The organism is Thioclava indica, assembly GCF_000714545.1.
In the GTDB taxonomy this organism is placed as follows: Bacteria; Pseudomonadota; Alphaproteobacteria; order Rhodobacterales; family Rhodobacteraceae; genus Thioclava; species Thioclava indica.
The window spans coordinates 1-25547 of sequence record NZ_AUNB01000062.1; the positions used below are offsets into that span (position 1 = coordinate 1).

Sequence of the window (25547 nt, forward strand, 5' to 3'; positions counted from 1 at the left end):
CGCCAGCGCCGAGAGATACCCCGCCAGAGCCATTTGCCGACCAAGCGCGGCGCGCAGGATTTCAGAGCGCTTGCCCGGCGCATTGGCCAGATGCAGCGCCCAATCCAGATAGGCAAGCGCGGCCGAGGCCGGCGACAACCCACCCGTCAGCCGCCCCTCACTGGCATGCAGCATCAGATCGAACGGATTGGCGCGAGGCGTTGTCTTCGTCATGGCTTAATTACTCACCTTGGTTACGGCGCGCTTGCCCGCCCCGGACTCAGTGGCATTTTTCGCATCGGCTTGCGCTTGCAGGTTTCCGGCCATCTCGCGAACGAATTCGGCATAGCGGTGGCCCACCTTGTCGGCCAGCTCACCCCAGGTCTCGGCACGCACCGAGGCGGTTTCCATCATCATCCCCAACAGCTCCAGTTGAAAATCCGCTAGGTCTTTGGGATCACGGCTTTGCGTCAGTTTCGCGAAATGCTTGGGAATCTCTGCGTTGCTTTTCAGCAGCGGGTCCATGTGATGCTGAATGGCATCGCTATAAAGCCGTTGCAGATCGGTGGCGAAATCCGTGAGATATTCCAGCCTTTCACTTCCGCTTGCGACCGTATTGGCACCCGGCGGGGTTAACCAGCTTCGGGTCAGCGCAGTCATCTGGTCAAGGCCTTGTTTGAAGACATCCTGCGTATCGGGCATGCGTATCTCCTTTGTTGCTGTATTCGCTGGCGAGGAAGCGCCCCGCCCGTCGCTGCAATGACACAAGCATCACGCCCGCAAAGGCTAGATGGTGTTCGATTTGGCAGCTGTCATCCACCTGACCCTGTGCTTCAGCTATTCGTGAAGCTTGGTTAGCAAAGCGAGACCCGCGCGCAGGGGGGGCTCAGGTAGCCACGATAAGCCCGGCGTTACAGAAAGGAAACATCACGGGAATGTGCCTCTGCCGTCTCGCGCGCCATCTCAGCATCTGGTGATCTCGTCTGCGTCAATCCTCGTAGGGCGAGAGTCGCATCAACCGGGTGTTTCCGTCCCCGAAATTGCGTTCGGGAACAGAAAATATTCATATCATATTGCGACCAGAGGCCGCCTCACTCCCCGTCAGCCGGGAAATTGCGCCGGGCATAGAGCCAGGCAATCAAGTAAAACCCCAAGTATATCAGAGGCACGAAGAAGATGATCTGGACCAAATTCATGCTTTGTTTTCCTTCTGACGGCTGGCCAGTTCTTTTTTCTCTGCGAACTGGGTTTCAAACATCACGCCCCCTGCGACGGACAGCAGAATGATCATCATCGTCCCTAGCAACCAAGCGAAATACCATGGCCCATGATCACTGGCGACGACGGCAAGCAGCAGGCAGAACGCGGCGATGGCCGAGAATGCGACGAACTTGAAGAAACCTTTCATAGTCAAACCTTTCATGTGCAGGAGCCTGTCAATAGGCCTCATCCTCTTCCGAGGCCTCATCAAAATCAGTGACGCGGCGTTTGCCGCTCATCAACGCGTATATCCAGCCTGTGTAGGCGATAATCGCGGGCACGAAGATCAGCGCCATCGCAAGCATCCAGCCAAGCGACATCGCGCTGCCACTGGCGTTCCAGACCGTCAGGCTTTGTGCCGGGTTCGAGGTTGACGGCATGAGGAACGGGAACATCGACACGCCAACCGTCCCGATCGTTGACACCCATGCCAGCGCGTTCACCCACCAGCCAAGGATCGGGCGATCAGACCGAAGCAGGAACGCCGCTGCAAGCATCGAAATCACGCCAATCGCGGGCACTGCCCAAAGCAGAGGCACAGCCGCGTAATTATCAAGCCACGCACCCGCCTGCATCGCGACGGCAGGTCCGTGCAACGGTGTTGCGGGTCCGCCAGCATCGACGACCCCGGTGATGGTGAAGCCCTGAATAAACGACACCCAGACACCACCGATCACGAACAGCACCGCAGCTATCATCCCCGCAATCGAGCCGTAACGCTTGGCACGACCGTAAATGGGATCTTCGCTGCGGATCATCAGCATCGCGGCCCCCTGCTGTAGCGCCAGACACAACGACAAAACGCCCGCAAGGATCGCAAAGGGGTTGAGCAGATACCAGATGAACGACTGCTCGAGCACATACTGACCGTTCCACTCGAAATGATAGGCGACGCCTTGCATGACGTTGCCCATCGCCGCGCCATAGATAATCATCGGCACAGCACCCGAGATCAGGAACATCCAATCCCAAGTTTCGCGCCATTTGCTGCCTTCGAGCTTGGAGCGATATTCAAACGCCACCGGGCGCAAGATCATCGAGAACAGCAACAGGATCATCACCACATAGAAGGTGGAGAACGAAGTCGCATAGAGTGTCGGGAAGGCCGCGAAAATCGCGCCCCCGCCAAGGATGAACCACACTTGGTTACCGTCCCAATGCGGGCCGATGATATTCAGCGCAACGCGGCGTTCCTTGTCATTTCGCCCGACAAAGCGCAGCAACGCGCCGACCCCCATATCCATGCCCACCATCACCGCGATGCCCATCAGCAGCACGCCCAGCAGCACGAACCAGATCAATTTGAGTATGATGTAGATTTCCATGTGTCTCTCTCCGGTTCACTGCCAGTTCTTCGCCGCAGGTGCCGCGCTGGGAATGGTGCCCGCGCCACCCGATGTTCCGAGCGCCGCCATATCCGCGTCGTCGCCGCCATCGTCTTCGGGCCCTTTGCGGGCGAATTTGAACATCAGATACAGCTCGACCGCGATGAACGAGCTGTAAAGCAGCACAAAGCCCGCAAGCGAGAAGATCATGTAGCCCACCGAATGGTTCGACGCCGAAATAAAGGTCGGCAGCTTTTCATAGACCGTCCAAGGCTGACGCCCCGCTTCGGCAGTCACCCAGCCATAAAGCGTCGCGAGCACCGGAAGCGGGATCGACCACATGGACAGGCGCAACACCCAGCGGCGGCTCTCCAGCTTGCAGTTCAGGCTGTAGTAGGCCCCAAATGCGCACAGGAAGAGGAAGAAGAAGCCAAGCGCCACCATGACACGGAAGGCGTAGAATTCGACCCATACGTCAGGAATCGAGGCTTTTGCGGTCTTGTCGATGATCTGCTGGCGATTTTCCGGGGTGATATTGCTGAGATCGAAATGCGGTGCAAATTCGGTTGCCAGCAAGCCATAACCCAGATCTTTCGCATTCACCTGATACGCGGCCAGATCGGTCGCATCCTGCGTTTCCGAGTATTTCTTCAGCGCAAGGGCTGCGTCGATGCCGCGATCAATCTTGGGTTTGTTCTCATCCACGATGGTGCGCAGACCCTTGACCGGCTCGTTCATGGTGTGCGTCAGAAGCGGCGTCAGCACATAGGGAATACCGATCGCGAAATCGTTCTTCATCTCTTTCTGGTTCGGCCAGGCGACGATGTCCCAAGATGCCGCTGGCGGCTTGGTATTGTCCCAAATGCCTTCCATGGCGGCGACCTTCGCTTCTTGCATCAGATAGTCAGTGCGCCCCGAGGCATCGCCCAAGGTGATCACAGCCATCGTAGCCGTCACCCCAAAGATCGCCGCCATCCGGAACGAGCGCAGCGCGAACGCGCGATGGCGCTGGCGCAACAGGTAAAACGCGCTGATCCCCATCACCAGCATCGCCGCCGAAACATAGCCGGCAACGGTCGTATGCACGAATTCCGCCTGCGCCTTGGAGTTGAACACCACTTGGGCGAAATTCGCCAACTCGAAGCGCATCGTGTCGGGATTGAACTTGTCACCGACGGGATGCTGCATGAAGCCGTTGGCGATCAGAATCCACAACGCCGACAGGTTGGACCCCAGCGCAACCAGATAAGTCACAGTCAGGTGGCCGTATTTGCTCATCCGGTTCCAGCCAAACATCATCAACCCGATGAACGTCGATTCCATGAAGAACGCCATCAGCCCCTCAATCGCGAGCGGCGCGCCGAAGATGTCTCCGACCGCATGCGAATACAGCGACCAGTTCGTGCCGAACTCGAATTCCATGGTGATGCCGGTGGCGACACCAAGCGCGAAGTTGATGAGGAAGAGTTTGCCCCAAAACTTCGCCATCTGACGATAAACGTCTTTACCGGTCACAACATAGACCGTCTCGATTGCAGCGAGCATGAAAGACAGGCCCAAGGTCAGCGGTACGAACTGGAAGTGATAGAGCACCGTTAACGCGAACTGTAATCGCGACAGCTCGACGACGAGATAATCCATGCGCTGTTCTCCTGAAGTTAGTAAATCAGCGCTTGGAACGCGAAAAGCGGTCCAAGCAGCATTCCCTTTACGGTTGGAACTTTGGGCGTTGCTGATCATTGATCCAAATCAATGTCGCCCCGGATCTCTCAGGCTTGTGAACGACATGTGATGGGCGCGACGATGTTTTTCGCCGCGAAATGCAGGATCGCTCGCGCCGCTAAGCCCGATACCCAGAGCACGGCAGACACAGCGCCTTGCCATCCTTGAGATGGACCTTGTTTTCAGCAACGACCTCGCCACAAGACTCGCAGACGACCAGATTGAAGTTCGCGTCAGGCGCGTCAGGAAGCGGGTAGTCGAACACGTCAGACACCGTGAACAGGTCTTTGTCCTGCTTTGCCAAAAGGTTCTCAACCAGCGGTTTGCTGACCTCGAGGAGCATAGGGCGTTACCAGCGCGCCGATCGGGGCCGCGATAAGCGATGTCACGATCAGCGGGACCGAGCCACGAATATCGACCATTTTGGCGCGCAGGTAATAGGTTGCCGCAGAAAGCGCCGTCACCCCGTTGAGCAACAAACCAGTCGGGATCGCCACGGTCTTCATATCGAAGCCCAACCAAGTAAAGGCCGGGATATAGACCATCGCGCCTCCAAGTCCCAACATCGAAAAGATGAAGGCCAGCACCCCGATGACAAGACCGGTCAGGACAAGCAAATTCATGGACACCTCCAAGCAGTAAGTCTGGCAGACAGCAATTCTGGGTTTTCGGCGTGGGGCAACGAAACGCGAATGCGCCGCCATCCCTCCTCGCGATTTTGCTACTAGGACTGTCAGACAGCTAACTGCGCCGTCTGTGCAAACACCACAATCAGGGGGTGTCGAGGCCGCCGCTATCGCTGGTCCCATCCCCCGTTAACAGGAGCAAAGCATGTCCCAGACGTCTTCACCGGGCGCGCCACGCAAGGCGCATAAATTCACAGTCTGGGGCGTTGCCCTGATGACTGCCGCTGCCGTTTCTTAGCCTGCGGGGCTTGCCGATGATGGCCCAGGAAGGGCTGACGATGTGGTTCTACATCGGCTTTGCCACGCTCTTCTTTCTGATCCCCGGCGCGTTCGTGTCCGCCGAGCTGGGCGGGATGTTCACCAAAGACAAAGGCGGCGTCTACACTTGGGTCAAGGAAGCGTTTGGCAGCTCCTGGGGCCTTGCCGCCGTCTGGATGCAATGGATTCAGAACGTCGTCTGGTATCCTGTGGCGCTGGGGTTCACCGCTGGGGCGCTGGCGTATGTGATCGGGAAACCCGATCTGGCCTCCAGCCCGTTTTACAATTTCTCGGTGGTGGTTGTCGTCTATTGGCTGGCCACATTCATCGCGATGTTTGGTGAGAAATCCTACGGCAGCTTCAGCCAATGGCTGTTCGTCCTTGGCACGGTGCTGCCCGGCCTGTTCCTGATGGTGCTCGCTGTCGTCTGGATCGCGCTTGGCAACCCTATCGAGTTGATCTCGGCAAGCGCGAGCGTTGCAGATACGGCCTCTGCCACGGCGCAACAGGTTCACCCGTGGTTGCCCCACATTTCGGGCCTTGGCTCAATCGCCTTCCTTGCAGGCACCGTTTTGTTATTCGCCGGGGTCGAGGTGCAAGGCGTGCGCGCAGCCCAAATGGAGCATCCCGCGCGCGAATTTCCCGAGGCGATGATCCTTGCGGCAATGATCGTTTTTGTCATCTTCACCTTCGGCTCGCTTGCCATCGCTGCGATGTTCCCGGTCAAGGACCTTAGCCTGACCGCCGGGATCATGCAGGCCTATAACGCCGCGCTGGACAAGTTCCACCTTGGCTGGATGGTGCCTGTCGTCGCGGCGTTTCTCGCGGCGGGAGCCTTGGGCCAGATCGTGACCTGGATCGGCGGGCCAAGCCGGGCCTTGCTGCAAACCGCCCAGAACGGTGAAATTCCGCCCCACTTTGCGGCCACCAACAAGGCGGGTGCGCCAAAAATGATCCTGCTCATTCAGGCGCTGATCGTCACGGTGCTGGGAAGTTTCTATCTGATCTTTCCCAACCCTTCGGCGGCGTTTTACCTGCTCAGCGCGATGACCGTGTCGCTGTATCTGCTGATGTATCTGATGATGTATGCCGCCGCGATCCGTTTGCGTTACAGCAGACCCGAGGCGGATCGCCACTTCCGCGTCCCCGGCGGGCGTCTGGGGATGTGGCTGATCGCGGGCTTTGGCTTTCTAGCTGTGGCTTTCGCGCTGGTGGTGTCGTTCTTTCCGCCCAGCCAAGTGCCTGTGGGCTCACCCGCACTTTATACCGGGTTGGTTATTGCGGGGCTGGTCGTGTTTGGCGCAGCACCTTTCCTCATTCACGCGCGCAAGCGGCCCGAATGGGTTCAACACGCTGTGAACACAGCGGAAAACTGATACCCTCCCGGCGCGCGCGGTTGATCGGGCGCGCTGCCTTTCCCAACTTCCCTATGAAGGAGCTTCTGCAGTGCCACTTCACCACACAAACACCATTCGCGACGCGTTGCTTGACGATGTTTATGCCGCATCCGACCTGTCGCATGCGCTGCCCAAATACCGCCTGCCACTAAGCGAGCGCAGCCCGCGCCACGCCTATACGCTGGTGCATGACGAGCTGATGATGGACGGCAATGCGCGCCAGAACCTCGCCACGTTTTGTACCACATGGATGGAGCCTGAGGTGCGCGCGCTGATGGCCGAGAGCGTCGATAAGAACATGATCGACAAGGATGAATATCCCCAGACCGCCGAGATCGAGGCGCGCTGCGTGCATATCCTTGCTGATCTGTGGAATTCACCCGAGGCCGCCGACACGATGGGCTGCTCGACCACCGGATCCAGCGAGGCGGCGATGCTGGCGGGCATGGCGCTGAAATGGCGCTGGCGGGACCGGCAACACGCCGCTGGCAAGCCGACCGACAAGCCCAATCTCGTGACCGGTCCGGTGCAGGTTTGCTGGCATAAATTCTGCCGCTATTGGGATGTGGAGCTGCGCGAGATCCCGATGCAAGGCGACCGGCTGCTGATGAGCCCCGAAGAAGTTCTCAAGCGCTGTGACGAAAACACCATCGGCGTGATGCCAACGCTGGGTGTGACCTTTACCGGCCAATATGAGGATGTGAAAGGCGTCAGCGATGCGCTGGATAAGTTGCAGGCCGAGACCGGGCTCGATATTCCGATCCATGTCGATGCGGCCTCGGGTGGGTTCCTTGCCCCCTTTGTGACGCCCGACCTGCTGTGGGATTTCCGTCTGCCCCGCGTCAAGTCGATCAACGCCTCGGGGCATAAATTCGGGCTGGCACCGCTGGGGGTTGGTTGGGTCGTGTGGCGTGATAGCGCCGAACTACCCGAAGACCTTATCTTCAAGGTCAACTATCTTGGCGGCGATATGCCAACGTTTGCGCTCAACTTCTCACGCCCCGGCGGAGAGATCATCGCGCAATACTACAACCTGATCCGGCTGGGCTTTGAGGGCTATCGCAAGGTTCAGCAGGCCTGTTACGACACCGCGTTTCGACTGGCCGAGGCGATTGACCAGATGGGGATGTTCGACCTCATCCATGATGGCGGCACGATGGGTATCCCGGCGGTGTCGTGGTGTTTCAAACCCGGTATCGACCCCGGTTTCAGCCTGTTCGATCTTGCCGACCGGTTGCGCACGCGCGGCTGGCTGGTGCCCGCCTATGCCATGCCACCCGAGCGCGAAGATCTGATCGTTCAGCGCATCCTCGTGCGCCACGGATTTTCCGAAGACATGGGCAACCTGCTGATCGAGGACATGCGCGCAGCCCTTGCGCATTTCGAGAAACACCCCGTCGGCGTGCCGCTGACGCAGTTCGAGTCCGGCAGCTTCGATCACAGCGGCCGCTGACCTTTGGCCCCGCCGGATCGCGGCGGGGCGACATCTTTGATGAACGCCAAAACAGGACGCAAAGCCATGAACACGCAAGCAGACACCTTTGTCGAAACCCTCGTTATCGGCGGCGGGCCGGGGGGCACCCCTGCGGCGATGGCACTGGCGCAATCGGGTCGCGGCGTGATGCTGGTCGAGGCGGGCCAGGGCTTGGGCGGCACCTGCTTGTTTTCCGGCTGCATCCCGTCAAAGATCTTCCGCGAGACCGCGTTTCGACGCCACGAGGCGGCGCGCGCCAGCGAGTTCGGGCTTGGCAATACGCCTTCAGTCTTGCCCGAGGTAAACTGGTCCACGGTGCAAAGCCGCCGTCACCGCATTCTCGCGCAACGCTCGGGCGGCGCGCTGGCCAAGGCTAGCGGCCTGAAGAGGCTGGAAGTCGTCTTTGGTCGGGCCCGCCTCACCGGTCCGCGCAGCGCCGTGATTGAGCGCGCCGGTGAACCGATCCGCACGGTCCAATTCGAAACCGCGATCCTGTCGACCGGCTCGGTGCCCAGCCCCCTGCCCGTCCCCGGCGCGGACCTGCCCGGCGTGCTCGATTCCGATAAGCTGATCAGCATCGGCTTCGTGCCGGAGTCCCTCGTGCTGGTCGGCGGCGGGCCGATTGGCATCGAAATGGCGCAGATATTCGCGCAGCTTGGCACGAAGGTCACGGTGCTTGAGGCCGCGCCGCGTATTCTTGGACCGGTAGATGCGACCTTGGCCGATCTGCTGGCGCACCACCTGACCGATTTCGGCATCGCGTTGGAAACGGGTGTTAAACTCACGAAGATTGACGGAGTCGAGGACGCCCATCAGGTTCATTACACCCGGGATGGCAAGGACCACAGCGTCAATGCGCAGGTGGTGGCGATCGTGGCCGGGCGTCATCCCAATGTCGCAGGGCTTGGTCTTGAAACCACGGCCGTCAAACACGGCCCGCATGGCATCAATGTCAGCGAGACCTTGGAAACCGACGAGCCGGGCCTCTTTGCCATCGGCGATGTCGTGGGCAACCCGATGTTTGCCCATTGGGCCACCGCACAAGCGCACGCGGTGGCGCGTCATATCCTTGGGCAGCCTGCAGCCTTCCCGCGCCCCGAGCATAACAGCGCGGTGATCTTCTCGTCGCCCGAGATCGGGATGGTTGGGCTGACCGAAGAGGCAGCGCGCGCAAGCGGCGACAAGATCAGCGTGGCGGAATATGACTACCGCATCGACGCGCGCGCCCAGATCACGGGCGAGACGCTGGGGCGGTTGCGCATCGTCTATCGCGACGACGATCACCGCGTTCTGGGCATCCACGTTCTGGCCGAAGGCGCGGCAGACCTGATGGGCGAGGCCGCACTGGCGGTGCGCAACGGGCTGACGCTGGAGCAGATCGCCGCCAGCATTCATCCGCACCCGACCCTGACCGAGGCCTTCGGTATCACCGCGCTCTCCGCGCTTGCCCAACCGCCACGAGGCTGAGCCTTATCCAAGCGCGGCTCTTTCGCTGCCAGACGGGGAAAGACGCCGATCTCTTTCCCCGCCATTCCCTTTTGCGCGCACTGCCAATATTCTGATCGCGCTTAACGCGCGGCGGAGTTCCCCTTGACCCATTGGCACCTTAGCAGCATCGATTGGCTCGATAGTCTGCCCGACGCGGCCCGGCAGCAACTGCATCTGCAAACGGCTACGCTCGATTTTCGCGATGGTCAGACGATCTTTGCGCCGATGCCCGAACCCGATGCCGTTTTCATTCTGGTTCAGGGGCTTGTGCGCATCTACCGGCTGTCCAGCGAGGGCACGGAATTCACCTTGGGCTACGTCAAACCCGCCGAGGTCTTTGGCGAGCTGGCCGCGTATGATAGCCAACCGCGCGAGAGCTTTGCCCGTGCAATCGATAACTGCATCGTTCTGAAAGTGCCCGTGTTGCTCTTTCGGGACTTGATGCAAACCCTTCCAAGCCTTTGTTATTCCGTTACGAAACAGATCCAAGGGCGGTTCAAGCGCATTGAACGACGCGCTGAAGATCTTGTCTTTCGCTCGGTCACGGCACGGCTGGCCGCGACCTTGCTGATGCTGATGGAGGATTTCGGCGATGATCGAGGCGGGCATTCCTATATCCGACTGCATCTGACCCAAGCCGAATTCGCCACTCTGGTCGGCGCCGCCCGCCCGACGATCAACCAGACCTTTCACCAGTTTCGCACGGCTGGGCTTGCGATTTTCGAAAAAGGCCACGTCGTGATCCTGAACCCGGCAGGGTTGCGCAAAATCGCCGAGAGTCCGTTGATCCCGCCGACCAACTGATCCGAAAGCCGAGACGGTTTGCTCAGGAAATAAGCTATGTCGCTATGCGCTTCTTCAACACGATGTTGCCGCGGCGATGTCGGTCTCAGTGCTGCGGAGCCTCGCGCGCCGCAAAAGATGACGTTTTTGCTATCGTAGTGCCCGTATCAGGGTTTAGACCTGCCGCGACCGCGCCCAGAATAGCGGAGCCAAGCAGCACCGGCTCTTCGGGTGCTGGCGCGGCCAGTTTACCCCCGGCCGCATCGGCCAAGAGCTTTCGGTTCATGCCGCTGCGCCCTGCCCCTCGAGTTCGCTGCAGCGTCGCGCGGTGTCCTTGGGGATAAAACTTTGGCCTGATGCAGCGACGCCACTCTCGAACCGAACTAGAGGATCATCGACAGAAAATCCTGGGTCCGTTTCTGTTGTGGGTCGTTGAATATTGCTGCGGGCTTGCCCTGCTCGACGATCTGGCCTCCGTCCATGAAGATCAGGCGGTGTCCGACTTCGCGCGCGAAACCCATTTCATGCGTGACGACAACCATCGTCATGCCATCAAGCGCCAGCGCTTTCATCGCCTCAAGCACGCCGCTGACCATTTCGGGATCCAGCGCAGATGTGGGTTCGTCAAACAGCATCACATCAGGTTTCATCGCCAACGCGCGGGCAATCGCTACACGCTGCTGCTGGCCACCTGAAAGCTGTTCGGGGTAGTTGTTTTCTTTGCCAGACAGCCCAACGCGCGCCAGCAATTCACGGGCCGTTTCGATAGCCTCTTCGGGTTTGACCTTCATGACTTTACGCGGCGCGATCGTGATGTTTTCCAGAATGGTCAGATGGTGAAACAGGTTGAACTGCTGAAATACCATGCCCACGTGCTGGCGTAGCTTGTTGATGTTGGTCTGCGGATCCGTCAGCGTCATGCCGGCGATTTCGATTTCACCACTGGTTGCCGTTTCAAGGCCGTTCAAACACCGCAAAAAAGTGCTTTTCCCGCTACCAGACGGTCCGATGACGACGACGACTTCGTTTTTTTCGACATGTGCATCCACCCCCTTGAGGACCTCAAGCGCGCCGAATGTCTTGTGCAGGTTTTTAACGTTTATCAAGTTGAAGCCTCCTCTCGAGGTAGGATGCGAATTTCGATACCGAGAAGATGATAACGAAGTACAAAGCGGCGATAAAACCCCAGATGGTGAAGGACGCAAATGTCGAAGCGATCACGATTTGGCCTTTATAAACCAATTCCGCTACACCGACCGGGGCGAGCAACGAGGTGTCCTTGATCGTTTGCGCCGCCTGATTGACCAGGGGCGGGATCATGCGTTTGAACGCCTGTGGCAGAATAATATAGCGCATGGATTGGAAGTTGGTCATCGCAACGCTTGAGGCGGCCTCTTTTTGGCCGCGATCGACGCCAAGAATACCGGCCCGGATGATTTCCGTGACATAGGCGCCTTCGTTCAAGCTGAGAGTCAGGGCGGCGGCAAGAATGGGATACCACAATTGGCCGAACCACGCGTTCACCGGTAGAATGGCGGGCAGGCCGAGGACAATAAAGAAAAGCTGAACCAAAAGCGGGGTTGATCGGAAAATTTCGACATAGGCGGCGGCGATCCACCTAAACACCGCGATTTTAGACAGGCGCATCAAGGCAGCAATCAGCCCGAAAAGCACCATCAGGATGATGGCGACAATTGCGTATTGAACCGTCAATTGCAAACCAACAAGAAGTGTCGGCAGGTTTTGCCAGATCGTTTCCATGAAGCAATCCTTCATTTGTTATTTTGACGGCAAGACCGCCAGACACGAGAGGCGCAGGCCTGAATCGTCGGCCTGCACCCCTGTGTTTAAGCGAACCTTAGTGGTGGTTATTCCGAAACTGCGACGGCTGCCGGCTTTTCGACAGTGTCAACGGCGCCGCTCATATCACCGCCGAAATACTTGACGAACAGCTGTTTATATTCGCCATTCGCACGGATCTTGGCCAAGCCGGCATTAAGTTTGGCGACCAGTTCGGGGTGTTTCTTGCTGACGGCGATACCGTAATATTCACCCGTCAGAAGCGGGCCGACGGTTTTGACGTCAGGTTGGCTGTTTTTGAAGTTAAGGTTGACGGGATTGTCAAACAGAACTGCATCCGCACCGCCGGTCATCAGGGCCTGATAGGCGGAGTCGATGTTGGGGAATTGTTTGATGTGGTCAGTCGAGAAACCATGCTGGGTCAGATAATCAACCGAAGATGTGGCCATTTTGGTCGCAACCACATGGCCTTTCAGGGTGTCAAATCCGGTGATATCCGATCCTTTTTTAACCAGGATCGACAGGCCGGACTTGTAATAAGCGTCACTGAAATCGACGTTCTTCATCCGGTTGGTCTTGATCGTAATCCCGGCCACAGCCGCATCCAGCGATCCGGCCTGAAGGCTGGGAATGATCCCGCTGAAGGGCAGCGTTTTCAATGTGACCGTCATATTTTCGGCCTTGGCGATACTTTTGATCATATCGATGTCAAACCCGCTGACCTTGCCATCCACTTCGCTTTCAAAAGGCGGAAATGTAGTATCGGCCCCGACCACGATATTGACCGGCGCGCTGCTTTCGGCGAGAGCTGCTGTGGTGGCTCCGAACGAAAACGCTGCACTGGCAATCAAGGGGGCGGCGAGTGCGAAAAGCTGTCTACGTTTCATATTCATCTCCTGTTGCGCTTAGTCAAAAGCCCGGGTTTACAAAAACAGGCCCCATCAATGCGCGACTGCGTTCGGATGACGACGCAGTGTCAGCAAACAAATATAAAGCCAGCAATCTCCGGCTTGATGTGAAAACGATTTGGTTAACACGTGTCAGCCATGGGTCGAAATGATGTGACCGCAGCCTTGCGTCAATTGAACGTATCGTGACTTTAAGCGTGATGAGGGCTGAAAGGCCTGACAGCAGACCCTAGGCTCAAGATTTCGGGAGCAAAATTTTACCGACCAAGCCGCTTTGCTAAAAAATACGCGTCGGCGAGGCATGGTTTACTATGTGGCAGGTATCAATCCCGCGTTTCTGAACGCGTTTCTGCAATGCAGCAAATGGATACAGTCACAAAGCCTCAAAAAGACGTCAACTATCGCTTTGGGTTTCAGCAGGGCTTTTAGACGTCGCGAAGCGAGGTCCTTAGCAGGCTGCTGAAGACCTCGCCGATTCGGAACGGTTTCCCTGTCGATGGGACTGAGAACCTTGAGCGCCTGCCCTTTCGCTGCGAAGGGAATGCACGCCTGATGCCAGTTATAGCCTCAGGCGGCCAGTGCTCTGCCCGTTCACACGCCCTGTCGCGACAAAAGACTGGCCGGGCGGGCGCGTGCAAGCGATGCGGTCAGCAGGCCCGCGATGATGGCTTTGGCGATGTCGCCGGGGATGAAGGCGACGACGAGCAGGGTTGCCTCGCTTAGGGATTTGCCAAGAACCACGGACATTCCGACGATCCCAAAGGCATAGAGAACGCCTATGCCTCCGATGATCGAGGCCACGCTGGCCACAAGGGTCAGCGGCGCTTGGCGCCATTTCTGCACGATCAAGCCAGTGACAAAGGCCGCAGCGACCCAGCCAAACAGAAAGCCCGAGGTCGGCCCAACAAAGACTCCAAGACCGCCGCGACCGCCCGACAGCAGCGGCAAGCCAAGGGCTACGAGCAGCAGGAACACCAGCACGGCCATCGCGCCCCGGCGCGCGCCCAAGATCGTACCACATAGCATGATCCCCAGACTTTGCGCGGTTATCGGCACGCCAAATCCCAACGTGATATTGGGCACGATCCCCAAAACGGCGATCAGGGCCGCAAACAACGCCACATTGGCGACGGTCTTTTCCATGCTCATTCCTTCTGTACATCCATCAAGCCACCGCGGGCACGCAGAGCCTCGGCCACGCGGTCGGCATCATCAAGCGCGCACACCGCAAGCGGCAAAACAATACGCCAGCGCGGCTTGCGCGTCGAGCGCGCGCGCCAGCTTTGCGACAGCAACTGCCCTTTTTGCCCCAGAACGGGGATCATGCGGATCACGAGTGCGAGGCAAATCTCAAGCGCGCGCAAGTTCAGACCGAGCCGCGCGAAAGGCGATGTCAGCTTGTGCACCACCTCCATCATATCACTAAGCCGCGTGGTCATTGTCACCAGATTGGCAAGCGCCACAGCGCTGACCATGCGCAGAGTGATGACAGCGCCCTCGGCCATCGCGTCGATCGCGAAATGCCAGATCAGCACGCCCGCCACAAAAGGCCAAAGGATGAACAGTCGCCGGATTCCGACGCTGAAAAACAGCCTGCCGGGCAAGATATAAAGCCCCAGCACCGCCAGAAAAACCGCGCCATGAAACCACAGGTTCGACACGCTCGCCAACACCACCGTCGCCACCAGCAACGCCCCAAGCTTGAGCGCCGCAGGCAGATCATGGGCACGCGTTCTAACGGGAGAGGTCAGAGATATCATCACCCGCTCCCAGCGTTTCCATGGCCTCAAGATACTGCGCTAAAACGCTTTTCGTATCGCCCGAGCGCGCGATTTGACCCTTTTCCAGCCACAGCACGCTCTCGCAATCTTGCAGATCACTTGGATCATGCGAGATGTGGATCACGGCCCCGTCAAACAGGCGCAGATAGCGGCTGAGCTGCGTTTTCGTAGGAAAATCAAGGCCTGCGAAGGGCTCATCCAGCACAAGAACCTTTGGTGCCATCGCGACAATCGACATCAGACACACGAGGTGTTTTTGCCCATGCGACAGCGACGAAACCGGCGATTGCGCCCAGTCCGATTTGCCAAACCGCGCCAGGATAGCGAGGGCGTCACGCTCGGCCTGCGCCTTTTTGCGGCCAAGTTGCGTCAGCCCGAACGCCACCTCTTCGAGGACGGTGGGAAAGATGATTTGATGATCGGGGTTTTGAAACAGGATCCCGACCTCGCGCAGCGCCGCGCGGCGGTCGGTATAAACATCAACGCCATTAAGCCGACAGGTTCCGCCAGCAGGCGCAATCAGCCCCGCAAGGAGGCGCGCGAGCGTCGATTTGCCAGACCCGTTGCGCCCGACAACCCCAAGACGACGAAACGACAGATCAAGGCTGAGCGGCCCCAGTACGCACCGCGCGTCGATCTCTACGCTGGTATCGACGAGGGTTAGCTGCGCCGAAAACGCCTCTTGCATGTGCTCGGCCGGTCTAAGGTCCAACGTCAGTCTCCCAAAGCGATCTGAAGCAGCCCGCACCGTTGGGCTGCCGCATGTGATCTGCGCAAAGCTCATCCCATTTTGCGCGCGGAGAATAAAGAGCGTAGCGTAAAAACAGCGATGCTGAACGGCGAGCATCTTGCCCAAAGAGTAAAGGGCCGGCCAATCTGGCCAGCCCCTGCACACAACAATCCCAACGGAATCATTTGGCTTTCTTCAGCGCCTTCTTAGCGGCTTTCAGTTTGTCTTCCTGACGCGCCACTTTTTCCTTACGCAGTTTAACTTCTTTTTTCAGCGACTTGATTTCGGCTTTCTTCGCCATGGGGAGTCCTCCTGGAGTTTAGGGTTATTGCCCGTCGAGTTGGTCATCATGCTCTTTCAAAAAGCCACGAATGAAGCGTCGAATTTCACGCGCGGCACTGGTGTCGAGCGTGTCACATAGCGAGACAAAACGGTCCCGCTCTGATCCGGCGATCCGGACAATCAACTGACTGTCTTTCAGCGCCTTCTTCTTTGCTTTCTTCTGATCGGTCATGTCGCAACCTCGCACTGGGCCTATATTTGTTATTGCATACGCTATCATTTGTATATGCATTTATCGCGAAAGCCGCCCTCACAAGCGCAAACGCACCCAAAACGCAAACGTCGTAACGCAGATCAAACAGCGTGCAACTCGCCAATTACGGCTTGAGGGGGATCAGGAAGGGCATGGTGGTCCCGGCGCGATTCGAACGCGCGACCTTTCGCTTCGGAGGCGAACACTCTATCCAGCTGAGCTACGGGACCATGTTTCTGTGCTATCTCTGGAAATCCCAGATTTCAACCCAGATGACGTCTATCTGAGCGCGGATATAGTGCAGCGATGCGTGCGCCGCAACGCCAAATCTTAGGCGCGCCGCGTGGCCAGCGCGTCCTCCAGAACGCCCGCCAGCACATCGCGCGGCACATCCGAACTGACGAAACTATCCCCGATCGCGCGCGCAAGGATAAAGCGCAGCTTGCCATCCTCGACCTTCTTATCTTGCGCCATCAGATCAATCAGCGCGTCCGTATCGGGCAGATCGCCCTCAATGTCGCACAGATCGACCTTCATTCCCATCGCGCGCAGATGGGCGCGCACGCGGCTGGGGGCCTCTTGCGAACACAAGCCAAGGCGTTGCGACAGCTCGAATGCCAGCGCGCAACCAATCGCCACACCCTCACCATGCAACAGCCGGTCCCCGTAGCCCGTCGCGGCCTCAAGCGCGTGGCAGAACGTGTGTCCAAGGTTGAGCAGCGCGCGATCCCCCTGCTCGGTTTCATCGCGCGCCACGATATCGGCCTTCATCTGCACCGAGCGTTTGACCGCATGCATCCGCCCCGCCATATCGCCCGCCGCCATCGCGGGGGCGTTGGCCTCAAGCCAATCGAAGAACGCCGCATCGCCGAGCAGCCCGTATTTCACGACCTCGCCATAGCCTGCGAGAAAATCGCGCGGCTTCAGCGTGCCCAGCACCTCAAGATCGGCCAGAACGAGGCTAGGCTGGTGAAACGCGCCGATCAGGTTTTTGCCTTGCGGCGCGTTGATGCCGGTCTTTCCGCCAACCGAGCTGTCGACCTGCGCCAGCAGGCTGGTCGGGATCTGCACAAACCGCACGCCCCGGCGCAGCACGGCGGCGGCAAACCCCACCAGATCGCCGATCACCCCGCCGCCAAAAGCGATTACGATATCGCGCCGCTCGACCTTTTGCTCCAGCAGCCATTCGACGGTGCGGGTGAATTGTGGCCAGCTTTTTGTGCCCTCGCCGGGGGGCAAACGCAGCACGACCATCTCAATATCGCCAAGCCCGGCGCGCAGCGTTTCAAGATGCAGATCAGCCACGGTCTCATCAGCGACCACCGCGACCCGAGGGCGGCGCAGCAAGGGCGCGATCTCGGCCCCGGCATTGGCCAACAAACCGGTGCCGATGCGCACCTCATAAGACCGCGCGCCCAAACTGACCGGCACTACCTCACGCATCATCTCTCTCCTCAAAAAGCCCGTCAACGGCGTGCAGTTCGCGCACGACCTTTTGCGCCATCGCGGCGATCGACAGCGAAGGCGCGGCCTCTACCGCTATCTGCGCCTTGCAATAGTACGGCTCGCGCGCCTCAAGCAGGGCGGCCAGCGTGGCTTTGGGGTCAGCGGTGCGCAACAACGGGCGCGTGTTTTTATGGCGTACCCGGTTCCACAGCAGGTTCAGATCGGCGCGCAGCCAGACCGAAACACCAAGGCGGGCGATCAAATCGCGGTTCCCTTGCGCGAGAAACGCCCCGCCCCCGGTCGAGATAACGCCGGGCGGCCCCATCAACAAGCGTTCCAGAACCTCTGATTCGCGGGCACGGAAAAACGCCTCGCCATCACGGGCAAAAACCTCGGCGACGCTCATTTGCGCCGCGCGCTCGATTTCGTGATCGCTGTCGAGAAACGGCACATTTAGCAGCCGCGCAACCGCCGTGCCCACGGCGGTTTTGCCCGAGCCCATCATGCCCACAAGCACGATGGAACGACTTAACGTGTCGTTCATGCCTTGCTGATCTGCCGCCACGGCCGCTCCTTCGTGTCAATCCCATTTGGCCCGCACGCGGCCCCATCGGCGGAGCCTTGCACAAACGTGAAACGAGACCCCTTGAATGGCGTGAACTTCCCTGAAAAGCCATATATGATCAATGTGAAACCGCAACTAAGAACGGCGCGCCGCTTCGGGACGGGCCGCAATTCGGCTGAAAGTGAGACTATGGGGCGCATCTTCAAGCTCGTCGTGATCCTTCTGGTGCTCGGCGCGATCGGGATCATCGGCTATGCCTATCTGGGCGACATGAAACCCGATGCGCAGCAGCAGCGTATTGAGGTCACCTTGCCGGGTGGCCCTGGCAGTAGCGGGGCTAAGGGTGGGGATTAAGCGCAGCTTTCCAGCCCTGACGGCGCTTGTGATAAGCGGGGCGATTGTGGTCGCACCCGCCTTCGGGCAATCACAAGGCGCCCAAGGGAATGCCGCAAAACCGCTTTCAGCGATTGACTGGCTGTCGCGCTCGGTCGTGACGCCAGCCGCCGTGCGCCCCGATGGCACAGCCCATCCCCCCGTGTCCGGCGCGGGAGGAATCGAGTCGATTTCGGTCCTGTCCCTTGATGCGCCTTCGGCGGATGCGCTGGGGCTGTTGTCGCTGGCGCGCACCGGATTGCCTGCCGATCTGTGGGGACGCACGCCTGCGCCGGAACTGGCCAGCGCGCTGCGCGATACCCCCGATGACAACCTGCCCGCGCTGCATGATCTGCTTTTGACGCTGCTTTTGGCAGAGCTGGACCCGCCCCAGATCACTACCCCCGCGCAGCGCGATATGCTGTATCTTGCGCGGGTGGACCGGTTGCTGGATATGGGCGCGTTGCAGCAAGCGCATGCGCTGCTGGAACTCGCCGATCCGACCAATCCGGCAGTTTTCCGGCGGCGCTTTGATGTGGCGCTGCTGCTTGGCAACGAAACTGAGGCCTGCCGCGTGATGGGGCGCACGCCCGGCATTGCGCCCTCATATCCGGCGCGCATCTTTTGTCTGGCGCGCATGGGCAACTGGGACACGGCCGAGCTGACCTATGGCACCGGCCGCGCGTTGGGGCAGATCCCCGATGATCAGGCCGAGTTGATCGCGCAGTTTCTGGATCCGGCCTTGGCCGATGGCGCGGATGAATTGACGCCGCCTGATCCGGTGACACCGCTCAGTTACAAGATGATGGAGGCAATCGGGCAGCCGCTTGCGACCTCGATGCTGCCGCTGGCGTTCGCCCATGCCGATCTGACCGAAAATAACGGCTGGAAGGCGCAGCTAGAGGCGGGCGAACGTCTGGCGCGTGCTGGTGTGCTTGATCCCAACCGCTTGCTGGGGCTTTATACCGAACGCAAGGCTGCGGCCTCGGGGTCTCTTTGGGATCGCGTCACGGCCATCACGGCGCTGGATAAGGCGATCAAGGCGCAAGACAGCGCTGCGGTCGCCAAGGCCCTGCCCCGCGCGTGGCGCGAAATGTCGAGCCAAGAGCTGGAGCCGACGCTGGCCGCGCTTTACGGCACGCAACTGGCCGCAATGGGCCTGCAAGGCGAGGCGGGTCGCATCGCCCATGACTTGGGGCTTTTGACGCCCGATTACGAAACGATTGCAAGCGATGGATCGGATTTGGGCGCAAATGCAGCGCTGCTGGCCGGGTTTGCCAAGGGGCAATCCGCCGGCATTCCCGGTCAGGATGGTTTGACCCGCGCGCTCAAGCAGGTCTTTGACACGGCCCCCGGTCACGGCCCTAACGCCGTGCCCACCCGCTACGCAGGCCTGTTGCCCGATCAGTTGGGGCTGGCGCTGTTGCATGCCATTGACGATGTGGCGCAGGGCGCGCGCGGCGATTATCCGCGCTTGGTGGACGGGCTGAAACTGCTGCGTCTGGCGGGGCTGGAAACGACGGCGCGGCGCGCGGCGATTGAGTTGATCGTGCTGGATCGACGCGGATGAGTGACGCCCCTCCCGATCTGCGTTGGCTGCCCGCTTTCCTTGAGGCACAAGCCGCCGAGGCCGGGGCCGCGCGCAACACCATCGAAAGCTATGCGCGCGATCTGACGGATTTTTGCGCCTTCGCGCTCGCGAAATCCCTCGCGCTGGCGACCTTGCAACGTGGCGACATTGAAACCTACCTGATCCGCTGTGAGGCTGACGGGCTGGCCAAATCGACTCGCGCACGCAGGCTTAGCGCGATCCGGCAGATGTTTCGCTTTGCCTATGAGGAAGGCTGGCGCAGCGACGATCCGGCAATCCGCATCGCCGGGCCGGGACGCGCGCAGCGCTTGCCCAAAACGCTGAGCCTGGAAGAGGTCGAGGCCCTGCTGGAGGCCGCGCGCGATCAGGGCCGCTCGCTGCGCGACCAGATCCGCAACCGCGCCTTGATGGAGCTGCTTTACGCCACGGGCATGCGGGTCAGCGAACTGGTCGGCCTGCCGGTGGCAGCGGCGCGCGGCGATCCGCGAATGCTGTTGATTTCAGGTAAGGGCGGCAAGGAACGCATGGTGCCGCTGTCACCCCCGGCCCGCGAGGCTTTGGCAGATTGGCTGCGCGCGCGTGATGCCGCCGAGGAAGAGGCGCGCGTCAAACGCCGCATCCCGCCCTCGCGGTTTTTGTTTCCCTCAAGCGGCAAGGAAGGCCATCTGACACGTCAGGGTTTTCACCGCCTGCTCAAGGATATTGCGGTCAACGCAGGCATTAGCCCCGCCAAAGTCACACCCCACGTCCTGCGCCACGCTTTCGCGACCCATCTGCTGCAAGGCGGGGCCGATCTGCGCGCGATCCAGATGCTGCTGGGCCATGCCGATCTGTCTACCACCGAGATCTACACCCATGTTCTGGACGAGCGCCTGAAAGACCTTGTGCTGGAACATCATCCGCTTGCCAAAGGTGATCGTGGCGCTTGAATAGCGCCCCGGTGCAGCCCATAACCTGAGGCATGGAAAACGTATTCGACCTTGCCTTTTGGATCACCGCTGGCGCCATCGTGCTGCTGCTGGCATTTTCGGCGTTCTTTTCGGGCTCGGAGACCGCGCTGACAGCGGCCAGCCGCGCCAAGCTGAAATCGCAAGCTGATCGCGGCGAAAAAGGCGCGCAAACCGCGCTGGATGTGACCGAAGACAGCGAGCGGCTGATCGGTGCGATCTTGCTGGGCAATAACGTGGTCAATATCCTGTCCGCCTCACTGGCGACGGCGCTGCTGACCAAGACGTTCGGGCAGTCGGGTGTCGCGCTGGCAACGGTTGTGATGACGCTGTTGGTGCTGATCTTCTCCGAAGTTCTGCCCAAGACCTACGCGATCACCCTGCCCGAAAAAGTGGCTGCCAAAGTGGCCGCTCCGATCAAGGTGTTCACCCGCATCCTTGCCCCGATTGTTGCCGTAGTGCGGATGATCGTGCGCGGCATTTTGTATGCCTTCGGGATGCGCACCGACAAGAACCAGCACATGTTTTCGCTGCAAGAAGAAATCGCCGGGGCGCTGGCGATTGGCCAGTCCGAGGGGCAGGTCGACAAGGAAGACCGCGACCGTCTGCTTGGTGCGCTTGATCTGGGCAACCGCACCGTCGAAGAGATCATGCTGCACCGTTCGCAAATCGAGATGCTGGATATCAGCGACGACCCCGATGCGATCCTGTCGGCCGTGCTGTCTTCGTCCCATACCCGCCTGCCGCTGTATCGTGGAGAACGCGAGAATGTGGTGGGTATTATCCATTCCAAAGACCTTTTGCGCGCGGTGGAAAAGGTCGTGCGGGGCGGCGATGGCAATCTGGAGAGCGTCTCCGATCTTGATATCGCGAAGGTGATGATGAAGCCCTATTTCATCCCCGAAACCACGCCGCTGGACGAGCAGATGCAGGAGTTCCTGAAACGGCGCACCCATTTTGCGCTGGTGGTGGATGAATATGGCGATCTGCGCGGATTGCTGACGCTCGAAGACATTCTCGAGGAAATCGTTGGTGAGATTACCGACGAATTCGACCCCAAAGCCGACCGCCGTCTCAAGCCCACGGAAAGCGGCGATTATATCGTCGAAGGCGCGATGACGATCCGCGATTTCAACCGGGAAACAGACTGGAACCTGCCCGATGACGAGGCCAACACCCTTGCCGGTTTGGTCATTCACGAGGCCCAGACAATCCCGACCGAGGGTCAGGTTTTCGCCTTTCACGGCTTCCGCTTTGAGGTCGCCGCGCGCAAGGATAACCGGCTGACGCAGCTGAAAATTCGCCCGCTCGCCAATATTAGCTAGGCGTTTGCATCCAGCCGCCCCGCGAAGACGGCACTGAAAGCGACCATGACACTGGCGCAACCCAGAACAAGCGGCAGCCCGCCAAGCTGATAGGTCAGCCCCGATAAAAGCGTGCCGATCAGCCGCCCGCCCGCATTGGCCATATAGTAAAAACCGACATCCATCGTGACCCGCTCTGCCTTGGAAAACGCGAGGATCAGGTAGGAATGCAGCGACGAATTGATCGCAAAGATCGCCCCAAACGCCAGCAACCCGACGATCAGCGTGACGCTGAACCACAGCGCCGTTTCAGGCGCAAACCACGCAGCCAAAGTCAGCAGCGCGGGCACGAAGAACAGCGCCAGTGCCCAGTGGCGCGCGGCGCCGATCAGTTCGGACTCGGGGCGGGCGGCAGCGCGCAGGATACGTGGTGCTGCGGCCTGAACCGCGCCGTAAAGAATGATCCACACCGCCATGAACGTGCCGATCAGGAAGAATGCCGCGCGGTCTCCGGCGGGTGTGCCATCTGACAGGACCGCGTAGAAATAGATCGGGATGCCGACCACGAACCAGACATCACGCGCGCCGAACAGGAATACCCGCGCCGCTGAAAGCCAGTTCACATTGGCCGATTTCGAGAAGACTTCCGAGAACTTCGCCCCCTTGCGCCCTTTGGGCAGCCCCGGCGGCATCGCCAACACGATCGCGATCAGGATCACCGCCAGAACCGCCGCCATGCCCAGCACCGCCCCGTCAAACCCGACGCCTGCGAGCAAACCTGCGCCCAGCAGAAAGCCCACGCCCTTTACCGCGTTTTTCGAGCCAGTCAGCACCGCAACCCAGCGAAACAATCCGCCATTTTCCGAAGGCGCCAGCAGCTTCACCGCGGATTTCGACGACATCTTGGCAAGATCCTTGGCCACCCCGCTTAGCCCCTGCACAACCATCACATAGGCGACCGACAGTCCTATCGCCCAAGATGGATCAAGCTGCGACAGTGCCAACAGCGCCAGCACCTGCAAGCCAAGCCCGGCATACAGCGTCGCGCCCAGTCCAAAACGCGCCGCGATCCAGCCCGCAGACAGGTTCGTCACCATCCCCGCGATCTCATAAAGCACGAACAGATAGGCCAGTTGCACCGGCGAAAATCCAAGCGTGTGGAAGTGCAGCAGCACGAGCATGCGCAACGCGCCATCGCTCAGCATGAACGCCCAATAAGCCGCCGTGACCGCGATATAGGCTGACATGCCCTCGGGGCGCACAGATCGGGCCGCGCTCACAGCGATTTCCCGACCATCAGCGCCACGTCGATCAGGCGATGCGCATAGCCCATCTCATTGTCATACCACGCATATATCTTTACCTGCGTGCCGTTCACCACCATTGTCGAGGGCGCATCAATGATCGAAGAGCGCGTGTCATTGGTGTAATCCGCCGAGACCAGCGGGCGTGTTTCGTAGCCCAAGATCCCCTTGAGCGGGCCTTCGGCCGCCGCTTTGAACAGCGCGTTGACCTCATCTGCGGTGGTGGCGCGCGCGACCTCGAAAACGCAATCGGTCAGCGAGGCATTCAGCAGCGGCACCCGCACCGCATGGCCGTTCAGCCGCCCCTTGAGTTCAGGGTAAATCAACGTAATCGCCGTAGCCGAACCCGTCGTCGTCGGGATCAGCGAGGTCAGCGCCGAACGCGCGCGCCGCAAGTCCTTGGCGGGGCGGTCGACGAGGGTCTGGGTGTTGGTCACATCATGGATCGTGGTGATCGCGCCATGTTTGATGCCCAGCGCCTCGTGGATGACCTTGACCACCGGCGCAAGACAATTCGTCGTGCAGCTTGCCGCAGTGATGATGCTGTGCTGTGCCGCGTCGTAAGTGGTTTCATTCACACCATAAACGATGTTGGCGGTCGCCCCGTCCTTGACCGGGGCGGACACTACCACCTTCTTGACGCCAGCCGCGAAATAGGGGGCCAGTGCAGCCTCGGATTTGAACACGCCGGTGCAATCGATGACCACATCGACGCCCTCCAAAGGCAGATCCTCGATCCGTTTGGCGCCGACGATGGGCAGGCGCGTGCCATCAACCGTCACACTGTCCGCGTCATAAGAAAACGCAGCGTCCCAACGGCCATGCACGCTGTCAAATTCCAACAGATGCGCGTGCATTTCCGGGTCACCCACCGCGTCGTTGATCCACGCGATTTTCGCACCACGCGCAAGCAACGGTTTCAGCGCCAGTTTGCCGATCCGGCCAAGACCGTTCAAAGCATATGTTGTCACGAGATAATTCCTTTAGCTGCGGCCGATATCATCGACGGCGGATTGCAAAGCGATGCGATCAAGCGCCTCTAGCGGCAAGGCGGTGAAGGCCTCAATCCGGCGGCGCATCGCGCCATAGGTCTGCTGAAAGGCGAGGGCCTTCTCGGCGCTCGTGCCCTCGACCTTCACCGGGTCGGGCAGGCCCCAATGGCCGCTGATCGGCTGACCGGGCCAAGGCGGGCATTCTTCATTCGCGGCCAGATCGCAGACGGTGAAGACGAAGTCGAACTTGGGGGCATCAGCACCTTGGAACTCGGCGAGAGTCTTTGCGCGCAGCGGCGTCACATCATGATCCTTGTCGCGCAGCACCTGCACCGCAAACGGGTTGAGTTCGGACTGCGGTTTCGTGCCTGCCGAATGCGCGACAAAGCGCTCCCCCGCACTTTCGCGCAGGATAGTTTCGGCCATGATCGAGCGGGCCGAATTGCCGGTGCAGATGAACAGCACGTTGAATTTGCGGTCTTCCATGGGTGAGACTCCGTTGAGGTCGGGGATCGGATCGTGGGCGCAGATCTCGGGTCGGCCACGGCAGCAATCGAGCAGGATATAGTCGAAGGTCACGCGAACCTGCGCCATATCCACCGTGTAAAGCAGCGAGGTCCCCACCCGCATCTGCGTGATCAGCCCGACCTGCATCAGCGTGCCAAGATAGGTCGACAGCGTGCTGGCCTTAACGCCCAGCACCTGCGCAATTTCACCCGCAGGCATACGGTCGGGATAGCGGCGCATTAACAACCGGAACAGGGCCAAACGGTGGGCGTGGCCAAGGGCAGTTAGGCGGTCTGGGATCTCTTTTTCCATATTTCACGTATATATGAAATATAGACGGGCGAAAAGTGAAGTTTTTGTAACAGCGCGACGTCTGGGCATCCGGATTCACCT

General features: G+C 59.7%; 28 protein-coding genes and 1 tRNA gene. 8 read left to right on the forward strand and 21 right to left on the reverse strand.

Features of this window, described 5'->3' with window-relative positions; translation table 11 throughout:
• The 7 genes from DT23_RS15020 to DT23_RS15050 form a co-directional block, all read right to left on the reverse strand.
• A partial coding sequence (locus tag DT23_RS15020) for a poly-beta-hydroxybutyrate polymerase N-terminal domain-containing protein (protein ID WP_038132527.1) occupies positions 1 to 213 on the reverse strand: 213 nt, incomplete at its 3' end.
• Positions 214 to 216: 3 nt separating this feature from the next.
• The gene (locus DT23_RS15025) at positions 217 to 681 is read right to left on the reverse strand and encodes a hypothetical protein (RefSeq protein WP_038132529.1); all 465 of its coding nucleotides are present in this window, start codon (positions 679 to 681) and stop codon (positions 217 to 219) included.
• Between the two features lie 490 nt (positions 682 to 1171).
• The gene (locus DT23_RS15030; RefSeq protein ID WP_205618255.1) at positions 1172 to 1402 is read right to left on the reverse strand and encodes a hypothetical protein; all 231 of its coding nucleotides are present in this window, start codon (positions 1400 to 1402) and stop codon (positions 1172 to 1174) included.
• 13 nt (positions 1403 to 1415) lie between these two features.
• The gene (cydB, locus tag DT23_RS15035; protein ID WP_038132531.1) at positions 1416 to 2564 is read right to left on the reverse strand and encodes a cytochrome d ubiquinol oxidase subunit II; all 1149 of its coding nucleotides are present in this window, start codon (positions 2562 to 2564) and stop codon (positions 1416 to 1418) included.
• Between the two features lie 15 nt (positions 2565 to 2579).
• Positions 2580 to 4205 (reverse strand): cytochrome ubiquinol oxidase subunit I, encoded by a 1626-nt coding sequence (locus DT23_RS15040; RefSeq protein WP_051697342.1) that lies wholly within the window; start codon positions 4203 to 4205, stop codon positions 2580 to 2582.
• A 199-nt stretch (positions 4206 to 4404) separates the two neighbouring features.
• On the reverse strand, positions 4405 to 4629 hold the full coding sequence (locus DT23_RS15045; RefSeq protein WP_038132532.1) for a TraR/DksA C4-type zinc finger protein: 225 nt from the start codon (positions 4627 to 4629) through the stop codon (positions 4405 to 4407).
• Positions 4598 to 4909, reverse strand: a complete 312-nt coding sequence (locus tag DT23_RS15050; protein WP_051697343.1) for a TSUP family transporter — start codon at positions 4907 to 4909, stop codon at positions 4598 to 4600. Before DT23_RS15050 ends, DT23_RS15045 begins: the two co-directional genes overlap by 32 nt.
• Positions 4910 to 5226: 317 nt before the next feature.
• On the opposite strand from DT23_RS15050, the gene DT23_RS15055 reads away from it, so the two are divergent.
• The 4 genes from DT23_RS15055 (at position 5227) to DT23_RS15070 (ending at position 10393) form a co-directional block, all read left to right on the forward strand.
• Positions 5227 to 6606 carry an amino acid permease gene (locus DT23_RS15055; RefSeq protein WP_205618256.1) on the forward strand — a complete coding sequence of 460 codons (1380 nt, stop codon included), beginning with the start codon at positions 5227 to 5229 and terminating at the stop codon, positions 6604 to 6606.
• 70 nt (positions 6607 to 6676) lie between these two features.
• Positions 6677 to 8080, forward strand: coding sequence for a glutamate decarboxylase (gene gad, locus DT23_RS15060; RefSeq protein ID WP_038132533.1), 1404 nt, complete (start codon positions 6677 to 6679; stop codon positions 8078 to 8080).
• Between the two features lie 66 nt (positions 8081 to 8146).
• Entirely contained in the window at positions 8147 to 9568 is a 1422-nt protein-coding gene (locus tag DT23_RS15065; protein WP_162177266.1) for a dihydrolipoyl dehydrogenase family protein, read from the forward strand.
• A gap of 123 nt (positions 9569 to 9691) precedes the next feature.
• Positions 9692 to 10393 (forward strand): Crp/Fnr family transcriptional regulator, encoded by a 702-nt coding sequence (locus DT23_RS15070; RefSeq protein WP_038132535.1) that lies wholly within the window; start codon positions 9692 to 9694, stop codon positions 10391 to 10393.
• An 85-nt stretch (positions 10394 to 10478) separates the two neighbouring features.
• Here DT23_RS15070 and DT23_RS15075 read toward each other — a convergent pair whose 3' ends face one another.
• The 11 genes from DT23_RS15075 to DT23_RS15125 form a co-directional block, all read right to left on the reverse strand.
• Complete coding sequence (locus DT23_RS15075) at positions 10479 to 10658, reverse strand: hypothetical protein (protein ID WP_038132539.1); 180 nt, start codon at positions 10656 to 10658, stop codon at positions 10479 to 10481.
• 97 nt (positions 10659 to 10755) lie between these two features.
• Entirely contained in the window at positions 10756 to 11478 is a 723-nt protein-coding gene (locus tag DT23_RS15080; RefSeq protein WP_038132541.1) for an amino acid ABC transporter ATP-binding protein, read from the reverse strand.
• On the reverse strand, positions 11465 to 12133 hold the full coding sequence (locus tag DT23_RS15085) for an amino acid ABC transporter permease (RefSeq protein WP_038132740.1): 669 nt from the start codon (positions 12131 to 12133) through the stop codon (positions 11465 to 11467). The genes DT23_RS15080 and DT23_RS15085 overlap by 14 nt, the downstream gene beginning before the upstream one ends.
• Positions 12134 to 12240: 107 nt before the next feature.
• The gene (locus tag DT23_RS15090) at positions 12241 to 13059 is read right to left on the reverse strand and encodes a transporter substrate-binding domain-containing protein (protein WP_051697344.1); all 819 of its coding nucleotides are present in this window, start codon (positions 13057 to 13059) and stop codon (positions 12241 to 12243) included.
• Positions 13060 to 13671: 612 nt separating this feature from the next.
• Positions 13672 to 14223 (reverse strand): biotin transporter BioY, encoded by a 552-nt coding sequence (locus DT23_RS15095; protein WP_038132543.1) that lies wholly within the window; start codon positions 14221 to 14223, stop codon positions 13672 to 13674.
• Positions 14224 to 14225: 2 nt separating this feature from the next.
• Entirely contained in the window at positions 14226 to 14840 is a 615-nt protein-coding gene (locus DT23_RS15100; RefSeq protein WP_038132545.1) for an energy-coupling factor transporter transmembrane component T family protein, read from the reverse strand.
• Positions 14815 to 15573, reverse strand: coding sequence for an energy-coupling factor ABC transporter ATP-binding protein (locus tag DT23_RS15105; RefSeq protein ID WP_240473635.1), 759 nt, complete (start codon positions 15571 to 15573; stop codon positions 14815 to 14817). Before DT23_RS15105 ends, DT23_RS15100 begins: the two co-directional genes overlap by 26 nt.
• Before the next feature lie 343 nt (positions 15574 to 15916).
• Positions 15917 to 16105 (reverse strand): hypothetical protein, encoded by a 189-nt coding sequence (locus DT23_RS15110; protein WP_038132549.1) that lies wholly within the window; start codon positions 16103 to 16105, stop codon positions 15917 to 15919.
• A 174-nt stretch (positions 16106 to 16279) separates the two neighbouring features.
• Positions 16280 to 16356: transfer RNA gene (locus tag DT23_RS15115), tRNA-Arg, on the reverse strand.
• A gap of 100 nt (positions 16357 to 16456) precedes the next feature.
• The gene (aroB, locus tag DT23_RS15120) at positions 16457 to 17569 is read right to left on the reverse strand and encodes a 3-dehydroquinate synthase (protein WP_038132551.1); all 1113 of its coding nucleotides are present in this window, start codon (positions 17567 to 17569) and stop codon (positions 16457 to 16459) included.
• The gene (locus DT23_RS15125; RefSeq protein ID WP_038132744.1) at positions 17562 to 18116 is read right to left on the reverse strand and encodes a shikimate kinase; all 555 of its coding nucleotides are present in this window, start codon (positions 18114 to 18116) and stop codon (positions 17562 to 17564) included. The genes aroB and DT23_RS15125 overlap by 8 nt, the downstream gene beginning before the upstream one ends.
• Before the next feature lie 102 nt (positions 18117 to 18218).
• Here DT23_RS15125 and DT23_RS15130 point away from each other — a divergent pair, with 102 nt between their 5' ends.
• The 4 genes from DT23_RS15130 to DT23_RS15145 are packed head-to-tail and all read left to right on the forward strand — an operon-like array spanning position 18219 to position 22372.
• The gene (locus tag DT23_RS15130; protein ID WP_156023978.1) at positions 18219 to 18491 is read left to right on the forward strand and encodes a hypothetical protein; all 273 of its coding nucleotides are present in this window, start codon (positions 18219 to 18221) and stop codon (positions 18489 to 18491) included.
• Positions 18481 to 20079, forward strand: a complete 1599-nt coding sequence (locus DT23_RS15135) for a hypothetical protein (RefSeq protein WP_051697345.1) — start codon at positions 18481 to 18483, stop codon at positions 20077 to 20079. Before DT23_RS15130 ends, DT23_RS15135 begins: the two co-directional genes overlap by 11 nt.
• The gene (locus tag DT23_RS15140; RefSeq protein ID WP_038132556.1) at positions 20076 to 21029 is read left to right on the forward strand and encodes a site-specific tyrosine recombinase XerD; all 954 of its coding nucleotides are present in this window, start codon (positions 20076 to 20078) and stop codon (positions 21027 to 21029) included. The genes DT23_RS15135 and DT23_RS15140 overlap by 4 nt, the downstream gene beginning before the upstream one ends.
• Before the next feature lie 32 nt (positions 21030 to 21061).
• Positions 21062 to 22372: an HlyC/CorC family transporter gene (locus DT23_RS15145; RefSeq protein ID WP_038132558.1), complete on the forward strand. Its 1311-nt coding sequence runs from the start codon at positions 21062 to 21064 to the stop codon at positions 22370 to 22372.
• Here DT23_RS15145 and arsJ read toward each other — a convergent pair.
• Genes arsJ through DT23_RS15160 form a run of 3 tightly spaced genes read right to left on the reverse strand, consistent with a single transcriptional unit; the run spans position 22369 to position 25466 of the window.
• Positions 22369 to 23598: an organoarsenical effux MFS transporter ArsJ gene (gene arsJ, locus DT23_RS15150; RefSeq protein WP_038132746.1), complete on the reverse strand. Its 1230-nt coding sequence runs from the start codon at positions 23596 to 23598 to the stop codon at positions 22369 to 22371. The genes DT23_RS15145 and arsJ overlap by 4 nt on opposite strands.
• A gap of 29 nt (positions 23599 to 23627) precedes the next feature.
• Positions 23628 to 24626 (reverse strand): ArsJ-associated glyceraldehyde-3-phosphate dehydrogenase, encoded by a 999-nt coding sequence (locus DT23_RS15155; protein ID WP_038132560.1) that lies wholly within the window; start codon positions 24624 to 24626, stop codon positions 23628 to 23630.
• Between the two features lie 12 nt (positions 24627 to 24638).
• Entirely contained in the window at positions 24639 to 25466 is an 828-nt protein-coding gene (locus tag DT23_RS15160) for an arsenate reductase/protein-tyrosine-phosphatase family protein (protein WP_038132562.1), read from the reverse strand.
• Positions 25467 to 25547: the final 81 nt, after the last annotated feature.